The sequence below is a fragment of the Loigolactobacillus rennini DSM 20253 genome (assembly GCF_001436505.1).
Lineage (GTDB): Bacteria > Bacillota > Bacilli > Lactobacillales > Lactobacillaceae > Loigolactobacillus > Loigolactobacillus rennini.
Genome location: NZ_AYYI01000032.1, coordinates 1 through 16,873, shown reverse-complemented (window position 1 = coordinate 16,873; position 16,873 = coordinate 1). Strand labels below are relative to the sequence as shown.

Annotated in this window: 18 protein-coding genes; 16 read left to right on the top strand and 2 right to left on the bottom strand. The window is 40.1% G+C overall.

The window, feature by feature from the left end:
- The first annotated feature begins 193 nt into the window (after positions 1-193).
- The 6 genes from FC24_RS05065 (at position 194) to rpsI (ending at position 4,462) form a co-directional block, all read left to right on the top strand.
- Positions 194-1,039: an energy-coupling factor ABC transporter ATP-binding protein gene (locus FC24_RS05065; RefSeq protein ID WP_057873850.1), complete on the top strand. Its 846-nt coding sequence runs from the start codon at positions 194-196 to the stop codon at positions 1,037-1,039.
- Positions 1,015-1,896: an energy-coupling factor ABC transporter ATP-binding protein gene (locus tag FC24_RS05060; RefSeq protein WP_057873849.1), complete on the top strand. Its 882-nt coding sequence runs from the start codon at positions 1,015-1,017 to the stop codon at positions 1,894-1,896. Before FC24_RS05065 ends, FC24_RS05060 begins: the two co-directional genes overlap by 25 nt.
- On the top strand, positions 1,886-2,683 hold the full coding sequence (locus FC24_RS05055; RefSeq protein ID WP_057873798.1) for an energy-coupling factor transporter transmembrane component T family protein: 798 nt from the start codon (positions 1,886-1,888) through the stop codon (positions 2,681-2,683). Before FC24_RS05060 ends, FC24_RS05055 begins: the two co-directional genes overlap by 11 nt.
- A gap of 38 nt (positions 2,684-2,721) precedes the next feature.
- Positions 2,722-3,501, top strand: coding sequence for a tRNA pseudouridine(38-40) synthase TruA (truA, locus tag FC24_RS05050; protein ID WP_057873797.1), 780 nt, complete (start codon positions 2,722-2,724; stop codon positions 3,499-3,501).
- Between the two features lie 108 nt (positions 3,502-3,609).
- Positions 3,610-4,053: a 50S ribosomal protein L13 gene (rplM, locus tag FC24_RS05045; RefSeq protein ID WP_057873796.1), complete on the top strand. Its 444-nt coding sequence runs from the start codon at positions 3,610-3,612 to the stop codon at positions 4,051-4,053.
- Between the two features lie 13 nt (positions 4,054-4,066).
- Entirely contained in the window at positions 4,067-4,462 is a 396-nt protein-coding gene (gene rpsI, locus FC24_RS05040) for a 30S ribosomal protein S9 (RefSeq protein WP_057873795.1), read from the top strand.
- 144 nt (positions 4,463-4,606) lie between these two features.
- Here the strand turns inward: rpsI and FC24_RS05035 are convergent, their stop codons facing one another.
- On the bottom strand, positions 4,607-5,587 hold the full coding sequence (locus FC24_RS05035; protein WP_057873794.1) for a choloylglycine hydrolase family protein: 981 nt from the start codon (positions 5,585-5,587) through the stop codon (positions 4,607-4,609).
- A gap of 200 nt (positions 5,588-5,787) precedes the next feature.
- Here FC24_RS05035 and codA point away from each other — a divergent pair, with 200 nt between their 5' ends.
- Together codA and FC24_RS05025 are read left to right on the top strand one after the other, a co-directional pair.
- On the top strand, positions 5,788-7,026 hold the full coding sequence (codA, locus tag FC24_RS05030; protein ID WP_057873793.1) for a cytosine deaminase: 1,239 nt from the start codon (positions 5,788-5,790) through the stop codon (positions 7,024-7,026).
- Between the two features lie 25 nt (positions 7,027-7,051).
- Positions 7,052-7,957: a magnesium transporter CorA family protein gene (locus FC24_RS05025; RefSeq protein WP_057873792.1), complete on the top strand. Its 906-nt coding sequence runs from the start codon at positions 7,052-7,054 to the stop codon at positions 7,955-7,957.
- A gap of 140 nt (positions 7,958-8,097) precedes the next feature.
- On the opposite strand, the gene FC24_RS05020 is transcribed toward FC24_RS05025, so the two are convergent.
- Complete coding sequence (locus FC24_RS05020) at positions 8,098-8,652, bottom strand: nitroreductase family protein (protein ID WP_057873791.1); 555 nt, start codon at positions 8,650-8,652, stop codon at positions 8,098-8,100.
- 146 nt (positions 8,653-8,798) lie between these two features.
- Between FC24_RS05020 and FC24_RS05015 the strand changes: the two genes are divergently transcribed.
- From FC24_RS05015 to trmL, 8 genes are all read left to right on the top strand, one after another.
- A complete protein-coding gene (locus FC24_RS05015; protein WP_057873790.1) occupies positions 8,799-9,776 on the top strand; it encodes a quinone oxidoreductase family protein in 978 nt (325 codons plus the stop codon).
- 183 nt (positions 9,777-9,959) lie between these two features.
- Positions 9,960-11,342, top strand: coding sequence for a glycoside hydrolase family 1 protein (locus FC24_RS05010; RefSeq protein WP_057873789.1), 1,383 nt, complete (start codon positions 9,960-9,962; stop codon positions 11,340-11,342).
- Positions 11,342-12,784, top strand: a complete 1,443-nt coding sequence (locus FC24_RS05005) for a PTS sugar transporter subunit IIC (RefSeq protein ID WP_057873788.1) — start codon at positions 11,342-11,344, stop codon at positions 12,782-12,784. Before FC24_RS05010 ends, FC24_RS05005 begins: the two co-directional genes overlap by 1 nt.
- Positions 12,785-12,803: 19 nt before the next feature.
- Complete coding sequence (locus FC24_RS05000; RefSeq protein ID WP_057873787.1) at positions 12,804-13,124, top strand: PTS sugar transporter subunit IIB; 321 nt, start codon at positions 12,804-12,806, stop codon at positions 13,122-13,124.
- Positions 13,125-13,222: 98 nt separating this feature from the next.
- A complete protein-coding gene (locus tag FC24_RS04995) occupies positions 13,223-13,942 on the top strand; it encodes a GntR family transcriptional regulator (RefSeq protein ID WP_057873786.1) in 720 nt (239 codons plus the stop codon).
- A gap of 22 nt (positions 13,943-13,964) precedes the next feature.
- Complete coding sequence (locus tag FC24_RS04990; protein WP_057873785.1) at positions 13,965-14,828, top strand: ROK family protein; 864 nt, start codon at positions 13,965-13,967, stop codon at positions 14,826-14,828.
- A gap of 194 nt (positions 14,829-15,022) precedes the next feature.
- Positions 15,023-16,126 carry an SLC13 family permease gene (locus FC24_RS04985; protein WP_057873784.1) on the top strand — a complete coding sequence of 368 codons (1,104 nt, stop codon included), beginning with the start codon at positions 15,023-15,025 and terminating at the stop codon, positions 16,124-16,126.
- 167 nt (positions 16,127-16,293) lie between these two features.
- On the top strand, positions 16,294-16,803 hold the full coding sequence (trmL, locus tag FC24_RS04980) for a tRNA (uridine(34)/cytosine(34)/5-carboxymethylaminomethyluridine(34)-2'-O)-methyltransferase TrmL (RefSeq protein WP_057873783.1): 510 nt from the start codon (positions 16,294-16,296) through the stop codon (positions 16,801-16,803).
- The last annotated feature ends 70 nt before the right edge of the window (positions 16,804-16,873 follow it).

Sequence of the window (16,873 nt, the reverse complement as noted above, 5' to 3'; positions counted from 1 at the left end):
TGTTTTTCCAAGTCTAGCTCGACGGTTGGCGAATGTTAAATTCGATCACATTTTGGAATGTGATTTTTTTTTGGATTTTTTTAATCATTTTACCGGAGCAATGATGAATCATTTGAAAAAAATATACGCTGGTAGCTGAATATGATATTATGGAAGCACTGATAAAAGTAATGAGGACGTTAAGGTGACTGCGTTGACAAAAATAATTGAAGTTGAACATTTAAATTTCCGTTATCCCCAAACTGAAGGTCGTCCAGCTTTAAGTGATGTTAACTTAGCGATTGAACAAGGTGAATGGGTAGCGATTATCGGCCATAACGGTAGCGGTAAATCCACCCTCGCCAAAGCAATTGATGGTTTGCTTCCTTTGGATAAAGACAGCGGCACCATACGAGTTGCTGGCATTACACTGACTGAAGATCATGTCTGGGATATTCGCAGCAAAATTGGCATGGTGTTCCAAAATCCAGATAACCAATTTGTTGGGGCAACAGTAGAAGATGATGTGGCGTTTGGATTAGAAAATATTGGGCTACCAAGGGCTGAAATGCAGGTGCGTGTCCATAAAGCATTAGACCGGGTACGGATGACGAAATTTGCACAGCGTGAACCAGCACGTTTATCCGGTGGGCAAAAACAACGGGTAGCGATTGCTGGCATCATTGCGCTGCAACCACAGATTATCATTTTAGATGAATCGACTAGTATGCTGGATCCGAATGGTCGGATTGAAGTTTTACAAACGGTAAGACAGCTAAAAGACCAAGAAAATTTGACGGTACTTTCCATTACTCATGATATTGATGAAGCAGCCAGTGCTAACCGGATCATTGTGTTAGATGATGGCGAGATTAAGGAATCTGGACGGCCAGCGCATATTTTTCAATATGGCGAACGGCTAATTGAAATGGGCTTAGATGTTCCTTATGCACAACGGTTAACAGCTGCTTTACGTCGTCAGGGAGTCACAGTTCCACAGCAATATTTTACCGAAAAGGAGCTAGTGGATTGGTTATGGACATTACATTCCAAAATGTAGCTTATACTTATCAAGCAGATACGCCGTTTGAAAGTCAAGCGCTACATGATATTAATTTAACAATTAAAAGTCACAGTTTTACAGCAATTATCGGCCATACTGGCAGCGGCAAATCAACACTCGTGCAGCATTTAAATGCCTTATTAAAGCCAACTAGTGGTCAAGTTAAAATTGGTCAGCGAGTGATTACTCCTGAAACCAGTAATAAGAATTTAAAACCGTTACGCCGAAAAGTTGGGATGGTGTTTCAGTTTCCAGAAAATCAATTGTTTGAGGAAACTGTGGTAAAAGACATTGCGTTTGGTCCGATGAATTTTGGTGTTAGTGCGGCTGATGCGCAGCAGACAGCTTTAGCCATGCTGGATTTAGTTGGTTTGCCACAGAATTTAGCACAACGGTCGCCGTTTGATCTTTCTGGTGGCCAGATGCGTCGGGTGGCAATCGCCGGGGTTCTAGCAATGGAGCCTGAGGTTTTAATTCTCGATGAGCCAACTGCAGGTCTTGATCCTGCTGGCCGGCGAGAGATTATGGGAATGGTGGCTAAATTACACCAGCAGCAACATTTAACGGTAGTTTTGATTACGCATCATATGGAAGATGTTGCGAATTATGCGGATTGTGTGGTCGTGATGGAAAATGGCACAATTGCTAAAGTCGGGAAGCCTAGTGTTGTTTTTCAAGATGTTGCTTGGCTGCAAAAGCAACAGTTAGGGGTGCCTGAAACCACTGCATTTGCATTGCGTCTGCAAAAACATGGTTTTAAATTTGCGCAATTGCCGTTAACAGAAACAGAATTAGCACAGGCGCTTTTACCACAATTACCACAAGGGATGGTGGCACGCACACATGATGAATAAATTACTTTTTGGGCGCTTCATTCCCGGTGAGTCGTTCGTTCACCATCTTGATCCCCGAAATAAATTGTTAATGAGTTTTTATTACATTGGGATTATCTTTTTAGCCAATAATTGGTCCACTTACTTATGTTTATTTTTGTTTACACTTTTAGCCGTGTACTTGTCTAGCATTAAAATGGGTTTCTTTATCCGTGGTGTGCGCCCATTAATTTGGTTAATTTTATTTACTGTATTACTTCAAGTTTTCTTTACACGTGGTGGTAAGGTTTTTTGGTCGTGGGGGCCCATTGTGCTTTCACAATATGGCTTAGTTAATGGTGTTTACATTTTTATGCGGTTTGTTCTAATTATTTTCATGTCCACCTTACTGACACTGACTACGCCGCCTTTATCGTTAGCAGATGCGATTGAAGCCATTTTAAAACCGTTACGGGTCGTTCGTTTTCCAGTCTATGAAGTGGCATTGATGTTGTCCATTGCCTTGCGATTTGTGCCGACGCTGATGGATGAAACAGAAAAAATTATGAACGCGCAGCGAGCTAGGGGCGTTGATTTTGGTGAAGGTAATTTATTTCAACAAATGCGTGCCGTGGTGCCATTATTGATTCCACTGTTTGTCAGTTCCTTTAACCGTGCAGAGGATTTAGCGATTGCGATGGAGGCGCGCGGGTATCAAGGTGGTGAAGGTAGGAGCAAATATCGGATTTTAACTTGGCATTATCGCGATACATTTGTGGTATTAGCGTTTATTGCTTTAACCGGCATATTGATATGGTTACGTGCTTAACTGATTAAATCTTAAGTACGAAATAGGGAGCAGTGAAAGTGGTAAGATATAAAGCAACGTTAGCGTATGATGGTACTAAATTTGCTGGCTTTCAAGTCCAGCGACAACAACGGACCGTTCAAGGTGTGGTAGAAAAAGCCATTAAAACAATTGCAAAATCTAAGCAGCGGATTCCGGTGAATGGTTCAGGACGTACAGATTCTGGCGTTCATGCGTTGGGACAAGTCATTCATTTTGATTTTCCCTTTTCGTTACCAGCAGCGGCAATGTTAAAGGCGTTAAATAGTTTGTTACCTTTAGATGTTTTAGTGACAGATTGTCAAATTGCACCACCAAATTTTCATGCCCGCTATGACACCACAGGTAAACAATATTTGTACCGTGTTAGTCAAGGGCGTTATACAGACCCTTTCCGACGCTTTTATACTGGTCATTGGCGGTACGGCTTAGACTTGGCTCGAATAAAGCTAGCCCTACCTGATTTTATTGGTCAACATGATTTTAGTAGTTTTGCGGCCTCAGGTGGTAGTATTACTAACAAGGTACGGACTATCTTTACCGCTTCGGTCTCCGAAGCGGCTAACCACGAATTGGTTTTCCAATTTTACGGCGATGGTTTTTTGTATAACATGGTACGGATCATGATGGGCGTGGTTTTAGAAATTGGTAATGGACGCCGTCCCCAACACGATATTTTAAGGCTATATCAAGTACGTGATCGAACGCAAGCACGCTATACGGCACCGGCAAGCGGTTTGTATTTACAAAAGGTTTATTACGGGGATGGACCCGCTGATAAATCCAGCAAAAGTGATTGACAGCTAACCTAAAAATAGGTATGATGATAGCTGGTACTGTTTACCCCACGATAAGCCCCGGAAACTTACTTGGTGTTTAAACAGACACAGAAATTGGAGGAAATACACGTGCGTTCAACATATTTAGCAAAACCAGGTGAAGTAGAGCATAAATGGTATGTCGTTGATGCAACTGATATTGCACTAGGCCGTTTATCTGCAGCTGTTGCCGCTATTTTACGTGGTAAAAATAAACCAACCTTCACCCCTAACGTTGATACTGGTGATTATGTCATTATTGTTAATGCGGGCAAGGTTCGGTTGACTGGTCGTAAAGCGGATAGAAAGATTTATTATCATCATACCCTTCATCCAGGTGGTTTGAAGCAGATTTCTGCTGGCGAATTACGGGAAAAGAACCCAGTTCGGTTATTAAAACTTTCGATTAAGGGAATGTTACCGAAAAACTCGCTAGGCCATGATCAATTCATGAAATTACATGTTTATGCAGGCCCAGAACACAAAAATGCTGCCCAAAAACCAGAAAACTTGGACATTACAAAGTTAATTTAAGGAGGGAAATAAATTGGCAGAAGCAGTTCAATATATCGGTACTGGTCGCCGGAAAGATTCAGTTGCGCGTGTACGTTTAGTTCCTGGTACAGGTAAAGTAACGATTAACGGGCGTGACCAAGCAGATTACACACCATTTGCTAATTTACGTGAAATGATGATCCAACCATTTGGCGTAACTGACACAAACGGTAGTTATGATGTTTACGTTAACGTTAATGGCGGTGGCTTTTCTGGCCAAGCCGGTGCAATCCGTCATGGTATTGCACGTGCGTTGTTAAACGTTGATCCTGATTTTCGTGGCCCACTTAAGCGTGCTGGTTTATTAACACGTGACCCACGGATGAAAGAACGTAAGAAATACGGTCTTAAAAAAGCGCGTAAAGCAGCGCAGTTCTCAAAACGTTAATTTGTTTGGTTTATTGACTACCTACTGTAAAAGTGTCGTAGTCGGTAATACTAAATGACTTAATTAATTAAGCGGCGGAATAGTTTTAACTATTTCGCCGCTTTTTAAATACATGAAAAAAGTATAAAAGCTAGTAACAGGTGTTTAATTCAACTGGTTAAATTGTAATTCATCGCTAACCGCGTAAATCTTAGGTTGTGTCCAAGTCAGCATGTCAGCAGTGAGTTGCAGTTTAGTAATGTCAGCGCGGTGATAAGGTTGGTAGTAATAGCTTCTGCTATCCGCTGTGGTTGCTGCACGGTAAACAGAGAAAGTAGGCTGATGCTTTAAGCTGCGGGGAACGGTGACACTATTTAAAAGGTGCCAGCTAGAGACAATTGCGGCTGCTTCATCAGCAGGTAGATCAGCGCGCTCTTTAAGATAGGCCGCACGGATAAATCTTGCACCTGGGGAATATGACCCAGGGGGAATAATTTTCCCTGCTGGATTGCCAGTGGTGACTTTAGCCGTATTTAAGGGGACTTTGCCGGCTTCAAATTCAGGTGTGAAATCAACATATTTCGTTAACTTTTGTAATTGGCGTTCAAAGTTGGGACTGTTGGTGACGACGCCTAATGGATTGTCAATTAGGCGCATCGGATTTTGGGTGGGTTCGACAACAACAGTACGACCAGTGGGATCAATTAAAGCAAAGTGCAATTCGCTTTCAGCGCCATACTGACTATCACTGTACTTTTCAGACATAAGTTCGATTTCTGATAAATGCGCCGCAACATCCGCGATGGATTTAAAATGACCTAGTAACCAGAAAACAAATTCATAAGGTGCCAATTGGATCTTATTACTGTGGCGATTTTCGACTAACTTTGAGCCATTGGTGAAAGTTAATTTTTGTGCACAAAGTCCGTATTCATTAACGCCGTCTGCAACATCGATGCGCCCCTTTTTCATGCTACCACCACCAATTAAAGCGTAAGGATTTTGATAGTGCCGGTGATCGTAGGCAGATTCCCAGTCATAGTGGCGTGGTACAAATAAAGGTGTATTTTCTAATGTGGGCCAGTCCATGGTACGCGCTAAAACATGGCTACCATCTTTTGCAATTTGCAGGATACTTGTACACATAATAACGCTCTTTTCTTTAAAGTCAGTTTCTAGAATAAACTTAGCATAGTTCCAAGGAAACTGCAGTAAATTTGTTTATGGTTAGCTTAAATTCAATTTTGGATAATAAGTTAAGTGGACAAAAGATTCTTCAGGTTATACGATATTGGTTAGAATCATTTTCGTCACAGCTATTGTTAATAATGGAAGGGGATTTCACAGTGTTAATTAAAAATGTCCATGTGGATAATCAGGCGGAGTTAGTGTCCGTTCAAATTCAAGCTGGTAAATTTAAAGCGATTGCGCCGAATCTAACTGCACAACCGGGAGAAAAAGTAATTGACGGAAAACAAAAATTGTTGCTGCCGCCATTTATTGATTCCCATGTTCATTTAGATGCGACGTTGACGGCGGGTCAGCCTGAATGGAATCAATCAGGGACATTATTTGATGGTATTCGGATTTGGCATACACGGAAGCAAAGCTTAACTAAAGCTGACATCAAACAGCGGGCACGGCAAACGATTAAAAATATGATTGGACATGGCATTCAGCATGTTCGTAGTCACGTTGATGTGACTGATCCGCATTTAACTGGTGTTGAAGCGTTGCTGGAATTAAAGCACGAGCTAGCAGATGTGATTGATTTACAATTAGTTGCTTTTCCACAAGACGGCATTTTAAGTTCGCCTAAGGGTAAAGAATTAATGACCCAAGCGATTAAAGAAGGCTTAGATGTTGTCGGTGGCATTCCCCATTATGAATTTACAACAGAATACGGTTGGAATAGTATTCATTTTTTGATGGCATTGGCGGATAAGTACCAACGTCTGGTTGATGTTCACTGTGACGAAATTGATGACCCCGCAGCACGTAATTTGGAGGTTTTAGCAGCGGAGGCATATTTTCGAGGCCTAAACGACCGCGTGACTGCCAGTCATACCACCGCGATGGGGTCTTATAATGATGCCTATACTTACAAACTATTTAATCTGCTGAAACAAAGCCAGATTAATTTTGTGGCCAATCCCTTAGTGAATGTCCATTTGGGTGGCAGATTTGATACTTATCCAAAGCGGCGTGGTGTGACCCGAATCAAGGAGTTGACGGCAGCTGGACTGAACGTTTCATTTGGCGAAGATGATGTACAGGATCCTTGGAACCCGTTAGGTGATGGTAATATGCTGGATGCAGTGACGATGGGTGTTTACATTGCCCATTTAATGGGTTACCAGCAAATTCAACACGCATTTAATTATGTGACCTATAATGGCGCAAAAACACTGCATATTAGTGATCAGTATGGTATAACCGTAGGCAAACCGGCAGATTGTATTTTGTTAAATGCGCCAGATTTTTATCATGCTTTGAACCAGCACGTTGAGGTACTGTATAATATTCGTCATGGCAAAATTCTGGCACAGACGCAACCTGCTGAAACTAAATTAAATTTAGATTGATGATGTAATTTAAGGCGGGATGGGCATGATCGATAGAGTAAGCTATATTTCAAAGAATAAATGGGTTAAAACGCAAGCTTTGACAACGGAGGAGTACCAAACACTACGGCAAAATTATGGTTTACCGGCAGATTTATTAACTTATGTGACAGATCAAGATGAAGGACCAAATTACGTTTATGACGATAAATCAAAAGATGAACTGTTAATTATTCATGTCCCTAATCTAATTGATCAAGCACATCTGCAATACATGACAACACCAGTTAGTTTTCTCCGCCATCAAGGGATGTTATTCACTTTTAATGAAAGTGGCTTATCCCAAGTTGAAGGCCTTTTTGCACAAGCACAACAAGCTGGTGTCAAAACGATTGATCAATTTATTTTGCACGTGTTATTTGCGATGATGGACAGTTATATTCCTTTAGTTAAAGCAATTACTAAAAAGCGCAATCAGTTAGACAAATTCTTAAATCAACAGGCTAAGAATCGTGATTTAGTCGCGCTGTCTTATTTGCAACAAACACTCACCTTTTTTTCTAGTGCGGGCCAATCCAATTTAGATCTGTTGCAACATTTGCCGGCAACACATTTTGGTGAAGCCAGTAATCGGGAGAAACAGGAACGCTTGGAAGACGTGATTATTGAAGCACGGCAGGTTCAACGGATGATTGTGATTGAAAACAGGGTGGTTGATCGCATATCAGCTACTTTTGACAGTATCATTAATAATAATTTAAACGATACCATGAAGGTTTTAACCATCTGGTCATTATCAATGGCGGTACCTACTATTATCACTGGTTTTTATGGTATGAACATGCACTTGCCATTAGCTAAACAACCACTGGCATGGTTATTGGTGATTGGGTTATCAGTGATTTTAATTGGTGCGATGCTGATCACCTTACGATTACATCATAAAATGTAAATAAAGACTAAAATAGCGGACAAACACTCAGTGCACTGCTGAACTAAAGCATCATGTCAAAAAGTTGATCCTTTAGTTTCAGCGCTGTACCAAGCGATTTGTTCGCTATTTTTGTGTAATGACTTATTAAGCTGACAAAATTAACGGTGCAATAAAATTTTGTTTAGCGATTTGTGTTCAACAGCTTGTCCTTTATCATGACTTTTACCAATGGCAATCAACAAAAATGGGTGGTAGCGTTTCTGATCGAGTTTTAAGGCACTTAAAATATGTTCATGATCAAATCCAGTCATGACATTAGTCACGTAACCCCGGTTTTGTGCTACTAACATCAATTGCATACCTGCTAAACCAGCATCTAGTGCTAAGTTAGTCAGCGTTGTTGGCGCAACCTTTTCTGGTGCGTTACCAGCTGTAAATGCTGGCGCATCATTGTTAACTAAATCAGCTGCAATTAACACTAAACTGCTTGCTGTTTTAATCTGAGTTTGGTTGAAATCTGCTAGTTGCAATAATTGTTGTCGGGCAGCCGGTGTGTCAATGGTTAAATAACGCAATGGTTGTTTATTTAATGCACTAGGAGCAAGTGAAGCTAAAGTAATCATGTCGTCTAATTCTTCTTTAGGAATTGATTGTTGCGGAATAAATTCGCGCACTGTATGCCGCTGCCGCAAAATGTCTTCTAAATCTGCCATCAAAAAAACTTCCTTTCTACTAAACTACACAACTATCTTTAGTATATACTAAATCGTTTTAAATTTAACTTTTTTGACTCGCACTGCAGGCAGGAACAGGTTAAACTGTAATTAACGGATAATGACTTTTAATAAGGAGAATTGAAATGCAAGCTGCTTATATTAAACAAACCGGTGCGCCTGATGTTATTCAAATCGGTCAATTACCATTACCTTACGTTGCTTCCCATGATGTTTTAGTGAAAATTAAAGGAGTAGCTGTCAATCATGTTGACCGTTTCGTTCGTTCAGGTGGCTTTCAGACTAAATTAACTTACCCATTTATTATCGGACGTGACGCCGTTGGCACTGTGATCCAATGTGGCCCAGCAGTCAGCAACTTTCAAGTGGGTGATTTGGTCTGGACTAACAGTATGGGTTATGCAGGGCGTCAAGGTGTAACTAGTGAATATGCTGCAATCCCGGAACCTAGGTTATTTAAAATTCCGGCAGGCTGTCACCCACTAAAAGTAGTGGCTGCTGTGCATTCGGCTGCGACAGCCGCAATTTTATTGACAGATGTTTTAAATGCTAGTTCTGGCGACCAGCTTCTAGTTGAAGGGGGAGCCGGTCATGTTGGCCGTAAATTAGTGCAATTGGCGGCTTTAATGGGCGTACAAGTGACCGCCACTGCCGATCCTGCTGATTTTGCTTCATTAGAAGCATTGGGGGCAACAACGTTACACGATTACCACCAACCTTATGTACCTGCTGATGGCCAAGTGGATCAAATTGTTGATACTTCAGGTAAAGTGCCATTACAGGCCAATTTAGCCTGTCTTAAGCAGCAGGGACGACTTGCGTTGATCACAGCTCCTGCAACAGATCAGGCAACTTTTAAAGTCAGTGATTTTTACATTAACGATAAAAAAATTTTGGGTTTTGTAATTAGTCATGCAACGTTACCACAATTACAACAAGCTGCTAAAATTGTAAATTATGCGTTTTCGCAAGGTCTCTTGTTAGAAGATAAATTAGCGATTAATGCATTCCCATATGCAGCAACAGCTCACCGGCGCTTAGCTGCTGGGGGTGTAAAAGAAAAGATTGTATTGGTACCAGATGCAGCTGAAATTGACTTTTAATCTTGATGTGATTGTTAGAAACGCTGTTGTAAGCAATTAGCTTACAACAGCGTTTTTTTACGACTACCTTTTTGAATAAAGAATGCAATTTTTGATAAAAGTATTGATGTTTTATATGTAAAAGACTATACTTATTTTGTAAATGAGATTGCGCTTTCTTAAATTACATTGTGGAGGTTTGTCATGTCTATTCAACGAAAAATGCCGCAAGATTTCTTTTGGGGGAATTCAGTTTCAAGCATGCAGACAGAAGGTGCCTGGAACCTAGATGGCAAGGGACGTTCCGTGTATGATGTCGCCCAAAAACCAGGTGAATCTAGTATTTGGCAAGATGCAATTGATGATTATCATCGCTATGAAGAAGATTTAGATTTAATGCAGCAGTTGCACATGAATATGTACCGGATCCAAATCTCTTGGTCCCGGGTAAATCCAGAAGGAGACGGTGCTTTTAATTCTGAAGGAATTGCTTTTTATGATCGGCTGATCAATGCAATGCTGCAACGTGGCATTACACCGATGGTTTGTCTTTATCATTTTGATATGCCGTTAGCTTTGGCCAAAAAAGAAAACGGTTTTATGTCGCGCCGGACAGTGGATGCGTTTGTTCGCTTTGCAGAGAAGATGATCACTCATTTTGCTGACCGGGTACCTTATTGGTTGACTTTTAATGAGCATAATCTGTACTTTACCAATCAAGCATTTACCATCTCAGGTTATTTAAAAGGCGATCGCAGTTTAGCTGATATCTACACAATTTTTCACCATACCATGTTGGCACATGCGCGAGTCTCCAGTTTTATTCACAAAAACTATCCAAATTTAAAGATTGGCGGCATGCTGGCTTACACACCAACTTACCCAGCAACAGCTAAGCCTAATGACGTTTTTTATGCGTGTCAAGCGGATGAATTTTTGAATCAGAATTTAAATCAATTATTGACAACTGGGCGTTATTCGCCGGAAGTTTGGCATTATATTCAACAACAAGGTATTCAGACGGATATCTTACCAGAAGATCAAGCGGTTTTAGCCCAGATAAAAACAGACTTTTTGGCATTTAGTTATTATCGCTCAGATACTTTAAATGCCGATAAGATTCCAGTAGGAACAGCACCAAATGATTATTTAGTTTATGGTAATGAAGCCAATCGCTTTTTAGAACAGACAGCTTGGAATTGGTCGATTGATCCTTTAGGTTTCCGCTATGCGCTAACCGATCTTTATAATCGTTATCAATTACCAGTTTTTCCAATTGAAAATGGGATTGGACTACGGGAAAACTGGGATGGACAAACGTTGATTCAAGACGATCGGCGTATTGCTTATCTTAAACAGCACATTCAGGCTCTAAAGGATGCCATGTTTAAAGATGGTGCTAAAATACTGGGCTATTTAGGCTGGGGACTGATTGATATCCCTAGTTCTCAAGGAAATATGGCTAAGCGTTACGGTGTGGTTTATGTTAATCGAACTAATCAGGAACTTAAAGATTTAAAACGGGTTCCGAAAAAATCTTTTTATTGGTTACAATCAGTTTTAGCAAAAAACGGAGATGACTTGTAATGGAAAAAGGCACTTTTAGTCAGTGGGTTAATCAAAAAGTGTTGCCACCGATTATGAAATTTGTCAATACTAAGGCAGTAGTTGCTTTAAAAGACGGAATGGTTTATGCATTACCTTTTATTATTATCGGGTCAGTTTTTTTGATTTTATCAAATGTACCAATACCAGCGGTTGCAGCAGCGATTAAAGCTTCCGGTTGGGCAGACGTTTTTACGCAGGCTTACACGACAACTTTTGGACTCATTGCGATTTGGGCAGCGGTTGGTATTGCTTATGTTTACGTGCGTAATGAAAATTACGAAGCTTTACCAGCAGGATTGACTTCCTTATCTGTTTTTATGTTATTGCAATTTTTACAGATTGATAATCCATTAGTAGCTGCCATGGGAAAAGCGGGTACTGGAATTACAAATAGCGCGGGTAATGTTGTCATGACAGGGACTCGATTATCTGCCAATATCGATAAACTGCCAGACACGATCCAAAATTTTCTCACATCACCGGTAACTGGTGTCATTAACGTTACCTGGTTAGGTGGGCAGGGTATGATTGCGGCCATTTTAATCGGCTTACTTGTTGGCTGGGCCTATTCTGCCATGATGCGGGCAGGCTGGAAAATCACTTTGCCTGAACAAGTACCGGCCAATGTAGCTAACCAGTTTTCAGCGATGATCCCAGCTGGTGTGATTTTAACAGCATCCATGTTACTTTATGCAGGTTTTAAGTTCTTCTTAAATACTGATATGTTGCAATTAATTTATAAAATTTTGCAAACACCGCTACAAGGATTATCCGATTCATTAGGTGGAGCATTGATTATTGCGTTTTTAGTTTCTTTTTTCTGGTTCTTCGGTGTCCATGGTGGATTAATTATGGGCGCTATTACCAGTGGACTTTTAATTCCTAATACTGCTGATAATGCTGCACTTTACCATGCTGGTCAATTGAGCCTTGCTAACGGTGCACACATCGTCACCAATGAATTTTATAATAATTTTATTAATTTAACGGGCTCTGGTATTACTATTGGTTTAGTTATTTTCACGTTGTTTGCAGCAAAATCAGTCCAATTTAAGTCGATTGGTAAAGTTGAATTAGTACCTGCAATTTTTAATATCAATGAACCGTTCTTATTTGGTCTGCCGTTAGTGATGAATCCATTCTTAGCATTACCGTTTTTCTTAACGCCGGTTATCGTCGCTTTGTCTACTTACGCAGTGATTGCGTTTGGTATCGTGCCACCACTAAATGGTGTTGCTGCACCTTGGACAACGCCAGCAATTGTTTCCGGTTTCTTTATTGGTGGCTGGAAGATGGCACTTTGGCAAGCGGTAACTTTATTGATTTCAACAGCGGTATATTTTCCGTTTGCAAAAAAATATGATCAATATTTATATAACCAAGAACAAGAAAAAGCAGCACAAGAAACTAGTGAAGCTTAACTGAAAGAGGGAAATTAAAATGGCTGAAAAAACAATTATGTTAGCTTGCTCAGCAGGAATGTCTACGTCGTTATTGGTGACTAAAATGCAAAAAGCAGCGGAAAAAGCAGGTAAGGATTATAAAATTTTTGCCACAGCTTCATCTGATATTGACAATCAACTAGCAACTGCGCATCCAGATGTATTATTGCTAGGACCGCAAGTCCGCTATATGGAGGCTGACGTAAAGAAAAAAACGGATCAAGCTGGGATTCCATTAGCCATTATCAACATGCAAGATTATGGTATGATGAATGGTGAACACGTCTTACAAGCAGCCGAAAAATTGCTGGCAGATTGAGTTAAGTACTCACTTTAACGGTGGGGTATAATCTGGATTACGGGCTGAAAACATTAAAACGTGATCGATAAATACACAATTAAAGTGAGATGATTTCCTTGCCCAAGGCAAAATATCAGTTGGTTGCAGATGAAATTCGTCAGCGAATTATAAAACAAGTTTATCCGGCGAAAACCTTGATTCCTGATCAAAACGCATTGGCCAAAGAGTTTAAGGTTAGCCGTATGACGGTGAAAAAAGCGCTGGATGGTTTAGCCCGGGAAGGTTTAATTTATAAACGCTCAGGTTTGGGTACTTATGTTTTAGGCAATATTCCCTTAAAAGCAGCGAATGATTCACCTGCAGATGCGTTTAATGGTTTAACTAAGCAACAAGGGGCTAAACGGGTTTCTAGTGATGTGATTCAATTTGATGTCACTTTTCCCACTGCAGACATTCAAGAAAAATTGCATTTGGATGCTAATGAACCAGTTTATGAGATTCTGCGTTTACGGCGTTTAGAAGGGTCTCCCTTCATTTTAGAGCATACATTTATGCCAGTTACCTTAGTGCCAAATCTATCGCAAGCTATTCTGAAAAAATCAATTTATGACTACATCCACCAAAGCTTACATTTAAAGTTTGGCGGTGCTTATCGTAAAATTCATGCAGCATTACCCACTAAAAATGACATTAAGTATTTACAAGCGGCACATAATGAGCCTATCTTAGAAGTTGAACAGATTGTGTGGTTAAATACGGGTGAAAACATTGAATATTCAACTAGCCGTAATCTGTTTAATAAACGCTCATATACAATCTTAGATATTAATGAGTAATTTAATTGGGGGAGATTATTAGATGCTAGGTGCCATAGAAGCAGGCGGTACAAAGTTTGTTTGTGCTGTCAGCGATGAACAAATCAACATTGTGGATACAGTGAAGTTTGCAACGACCACGCCTGCTGAAACTTTACAAAAAGTAATCGCATTTTTTAAGCGTTACCCGGTAACTGCAATTGGCATTGGTTCTTTTGGTCCAATTGGAGTCAAAGCAGGGCAAGCGGATTTTGGTCATATTTTGAACACACCTAAATTAGCTTGGCAAAATTTTGATTTTTTAGGTGTTTTGAAGGCTCAGTTACAAGTACCGTGTTATTGGACTACTGATGTCAATATTGCAGCGTACGGTGAATTACAAGCTGGCGCTGCCCAAGGATTGTCCAATGTCGTTTATTTAACCATAGGGACAGGGATTGGTGCAGGTGTTATTGTGGCAAAGAAGTTTTACTATGGGTTGTCACATACAGAAGTGGGGCACGTTTTGTTGCAGCAACAGCCATCAGATCATTTTTCTGGTAGCTGTCCGTACCACCAAGGTTGTGCTGAAGGATTGGCATCTGGACCAGCTATTGAGCAACGGTGCCATAAAAAAGCTGCTCAAATACCGGCAGATAATCCGTTATGGCAATTGGAGGCAGATTATTTAGCACAATTGTGTCATAATATTACGTTAATGTTTGTACCGGAGCGGATTATTTTTGGTGGTGGCGTGATGCATCAAAAACAGCTTTTCCCATTAATTCGGAAACAGCTTACAGCTAAAATGAATCACTACGTTAGTTTACCACCGCTTGATCAATACATTGTTCCTGTTGGATTAGGTGATCAAGCCGGTATTATTGGTGGCTTGTATTTGGCTAAAAAGTTAGTGAACGCAGAATAAGTGCAGTTAATGAATGTGTTTTGATGTCATAGTAAAAATAGGGCAGCTTACTGACGTAAGTTGCTCTATTTTTAAGCAGATTGTCACGACTTTTGACAGAAGGTGGGAATAAGTTCATTTTTTAGGATGCATATTTCTGGTTTTTGCTGCTAAGCTTCCGCTAAACTAAACGAAAAATCAATGGGAGCCAGTGGATGAGACTGATCAATTACCTTAAACAAGATAAAATTTTATTGGTCACATTGGGCATTACGTTACCATTAATGCTAGTTGGGCCGCCGCACTTAGCAGATGTTAATTGGCCAGTTTTGTTAAATTTATTTAGTTTGTTGCTTTTACTTAAACTTTTTGAAAGTGGTCAGTTTATCCATTATTTAGCGCAAAGGCTGGTTATGCGCAGCCGGACACAACGGCAGTTAATGCGTTGGCTAATGACATTAAGCTTTTTTGGCGCGATGATACTGACTAATGACGTTGTCATTTTGACTTGTGTGCCGTTAATTTTAAAAATTAATAAAAAAGTAACTTTTAATTTGCTACTAGCAATCAGTTTGTTGTGTGTTGCTGCTAATTTAGGTAGTAGTGTAACGCCATTTGGTAACCCGCAAAATCTTTATTTATTCAATCACTATCAATTGAGTTTGCAGCAATTATTGCTGATGGCTTGGCCGTTGGCATTAGCTAGCGGTGGTTTATTGTGGTTAAGCTGTTGCTGTTTCTCTAAAGCACCATTACATTATCAACCGCATCAAATCCAGTTGCCATGTTGGCAATGGTTGTGGGTACTGGTACCGGTGGCAATAATCGTGTTGGTTGTCGTCAATAATTTTTTGGCGCCAATTTGGGGTGTGATTGCCGTTATTTTAGCAGCGTTAATATTAAATCGACAACAGTTGTATCAAGTTGATTACGGGCTATTAGCCACTTTTTTCTGTTTCTTTATTGTGACTGGTATTTTGAGTCGATTACCTTTTTTAGTAGAAATTTTAACGCCGTTAACACAGACAAAAAGCGGTGTTTTTTTAAGTGGCATTTTAGTTAGCCAAGTGCTTAGCAATGTTCCTGCTGTGATGCTATTAGCACAATTTACCTCTCAGGTCATGCCTTTATATTTAGGGGTGAATATCGGTGGGCTAGGAACTTTACTCGCATCGTTAGCCAATTTGTTAGCCTTTAAGCAATATTTGAAATTGGCGCCGCATCCGCAAGCTGGCCGTTTTTTAAAACTATTTTCAGTGATTAATGTCGTGTTATTGGCTGTATTAATTATTTTTAGCAGCCTGTTTCTTTTAAAATAAGTGGGGAGTCATTGCTGCTACCTAAACTTGGCATTGATTAACGTTAAATGGTGTTTAATCTACGGTGCTATTTAAATAAAAATAATGCGGTGAAGTTTGCTAATCAGCTTGGGTTATCGTTATAATAGAGCTTATAAATTTGATTATACTTTAAGGAAGTAACGAAATTGACTAATCACATTGCATTATATGAACCCTTAATGCCAGCAAATACTGGTAACATTGCGCGTACTTGTGCGGCAACTAACGCTCATTTACATTTGATTGAACCATTGGGATTTTCAACTGATGATAAACATATGAAACGGGCTGGCCTTGATTACTGGAATAAAGTGAACATCACTTATCACGAAAGCTTAACGGCTTTTATCCAGTCGTTACCCCGAGAAGCGCATCTATATTTAATCAGTAAATTTGCAACAAAAACCTATAGTGATATTGATTATACAGATACTACTACTGATCATTATTTTCTATTTGGCAAGGAAACGACGGGATTGCCAGAAAAATTTATGCGCGCAAATCCGGAAAAAGCGTTACGGATGCCGATGTCAGATAATGTTCGGGCGCTGAATTTATCGAATTCTGTGGCCATTGTGATCTATGAAGCCTTACGACAACAAAATTTTGTTGGCCTCGAACGGGTCCATCGGTACCCACACGATAAGTTAAAATAATGTGGCTTTAAAAATGGTAACGTCAAAAGTTCTATGAAAACCGTGGTTCAGGAAGGGGTGTGACTGCTAC

Excerpts from the sequence above, each read along its gene's own strand:
- FC24_RS05055 (WP_057873798.1), top strand. The coding sequence starts at position 1,886 with ATGATGAATAAATTACTTTTTGGGCGCTTCATTCCCGGTGAGTCGTTC.
- FC24_RS05010 (WP_057873789.1), top strand. The coding sequence starts at position 9,960 with ATGTCTATTCAACGAAAAATGCCGCAAGATTTCTTTTGGGGGAATTCA.
- FC24_RS05020 (WP_057873791.1), bottom strand. The coding sequence starts at position 8,652 with ATGGCAGATTTAGAAGACATTTTGCGGCAGCGGCATACAGTGCGCGAA.
- FC24_RS05000 (WP_057873787.1), top strand. The coding sequence starts at position 12,804 with ATGGCTGAAAAAACAATTATGTTAGCTTGCTCAGCAGGAATGTCTACG.
- FC24_RS05035 (WP_057873794.1), bottom strand. The coding sequence starts at position 5,587 with ATGTGTACAAGTATCCTGCAAATTGCAAAAGATGGTAGCCATGTTTTA.
- FC24_RS05060 (WP_057873849.1), top strand. The coding sequence starts at position 1,015 with ATGGACATTACATTCCAAAATGTAGCTTATACTTATCAAGCAGATACG.
- FC24_RS05015 (WP_057873790.1), top strand. The coding sequence starts at position 8,799 with ATGCAAGCTGCTTATATTAAACAAACCGGTGCGCCTGATGTTATTCAA.
- FC24_RS05025 (WP_057873792.1), top strand. The coding sequence starts at position 7,052 with ATGATCGATAGAGTAAGCTATATTTCAAAGAATAAATGGGTTAAAACG.
- FC24_RS04985 (WP_057873784.1), top strand. The coding sequence starts at position 15,023 with ATGAGACTGATCAATTACCTTAAACAAGATAAAATTTTATTGGTCACA.
- FC24_RS05005 (WP_057873788.1), top strand. The coding sequence starts at position 11,342 with ATGGAAAAAGGCACTTTTAGTCAGTGGGTTAATCAAAAAGTGTTGCCA.
- FC24_RS04990 (WP_057873785.1), top strand. The coding sequence starts at position 13,965 with ATGCTAGGTGCCATAGAAGCAGGCGGTACAAAGTTTGTTTGTGCTGTC.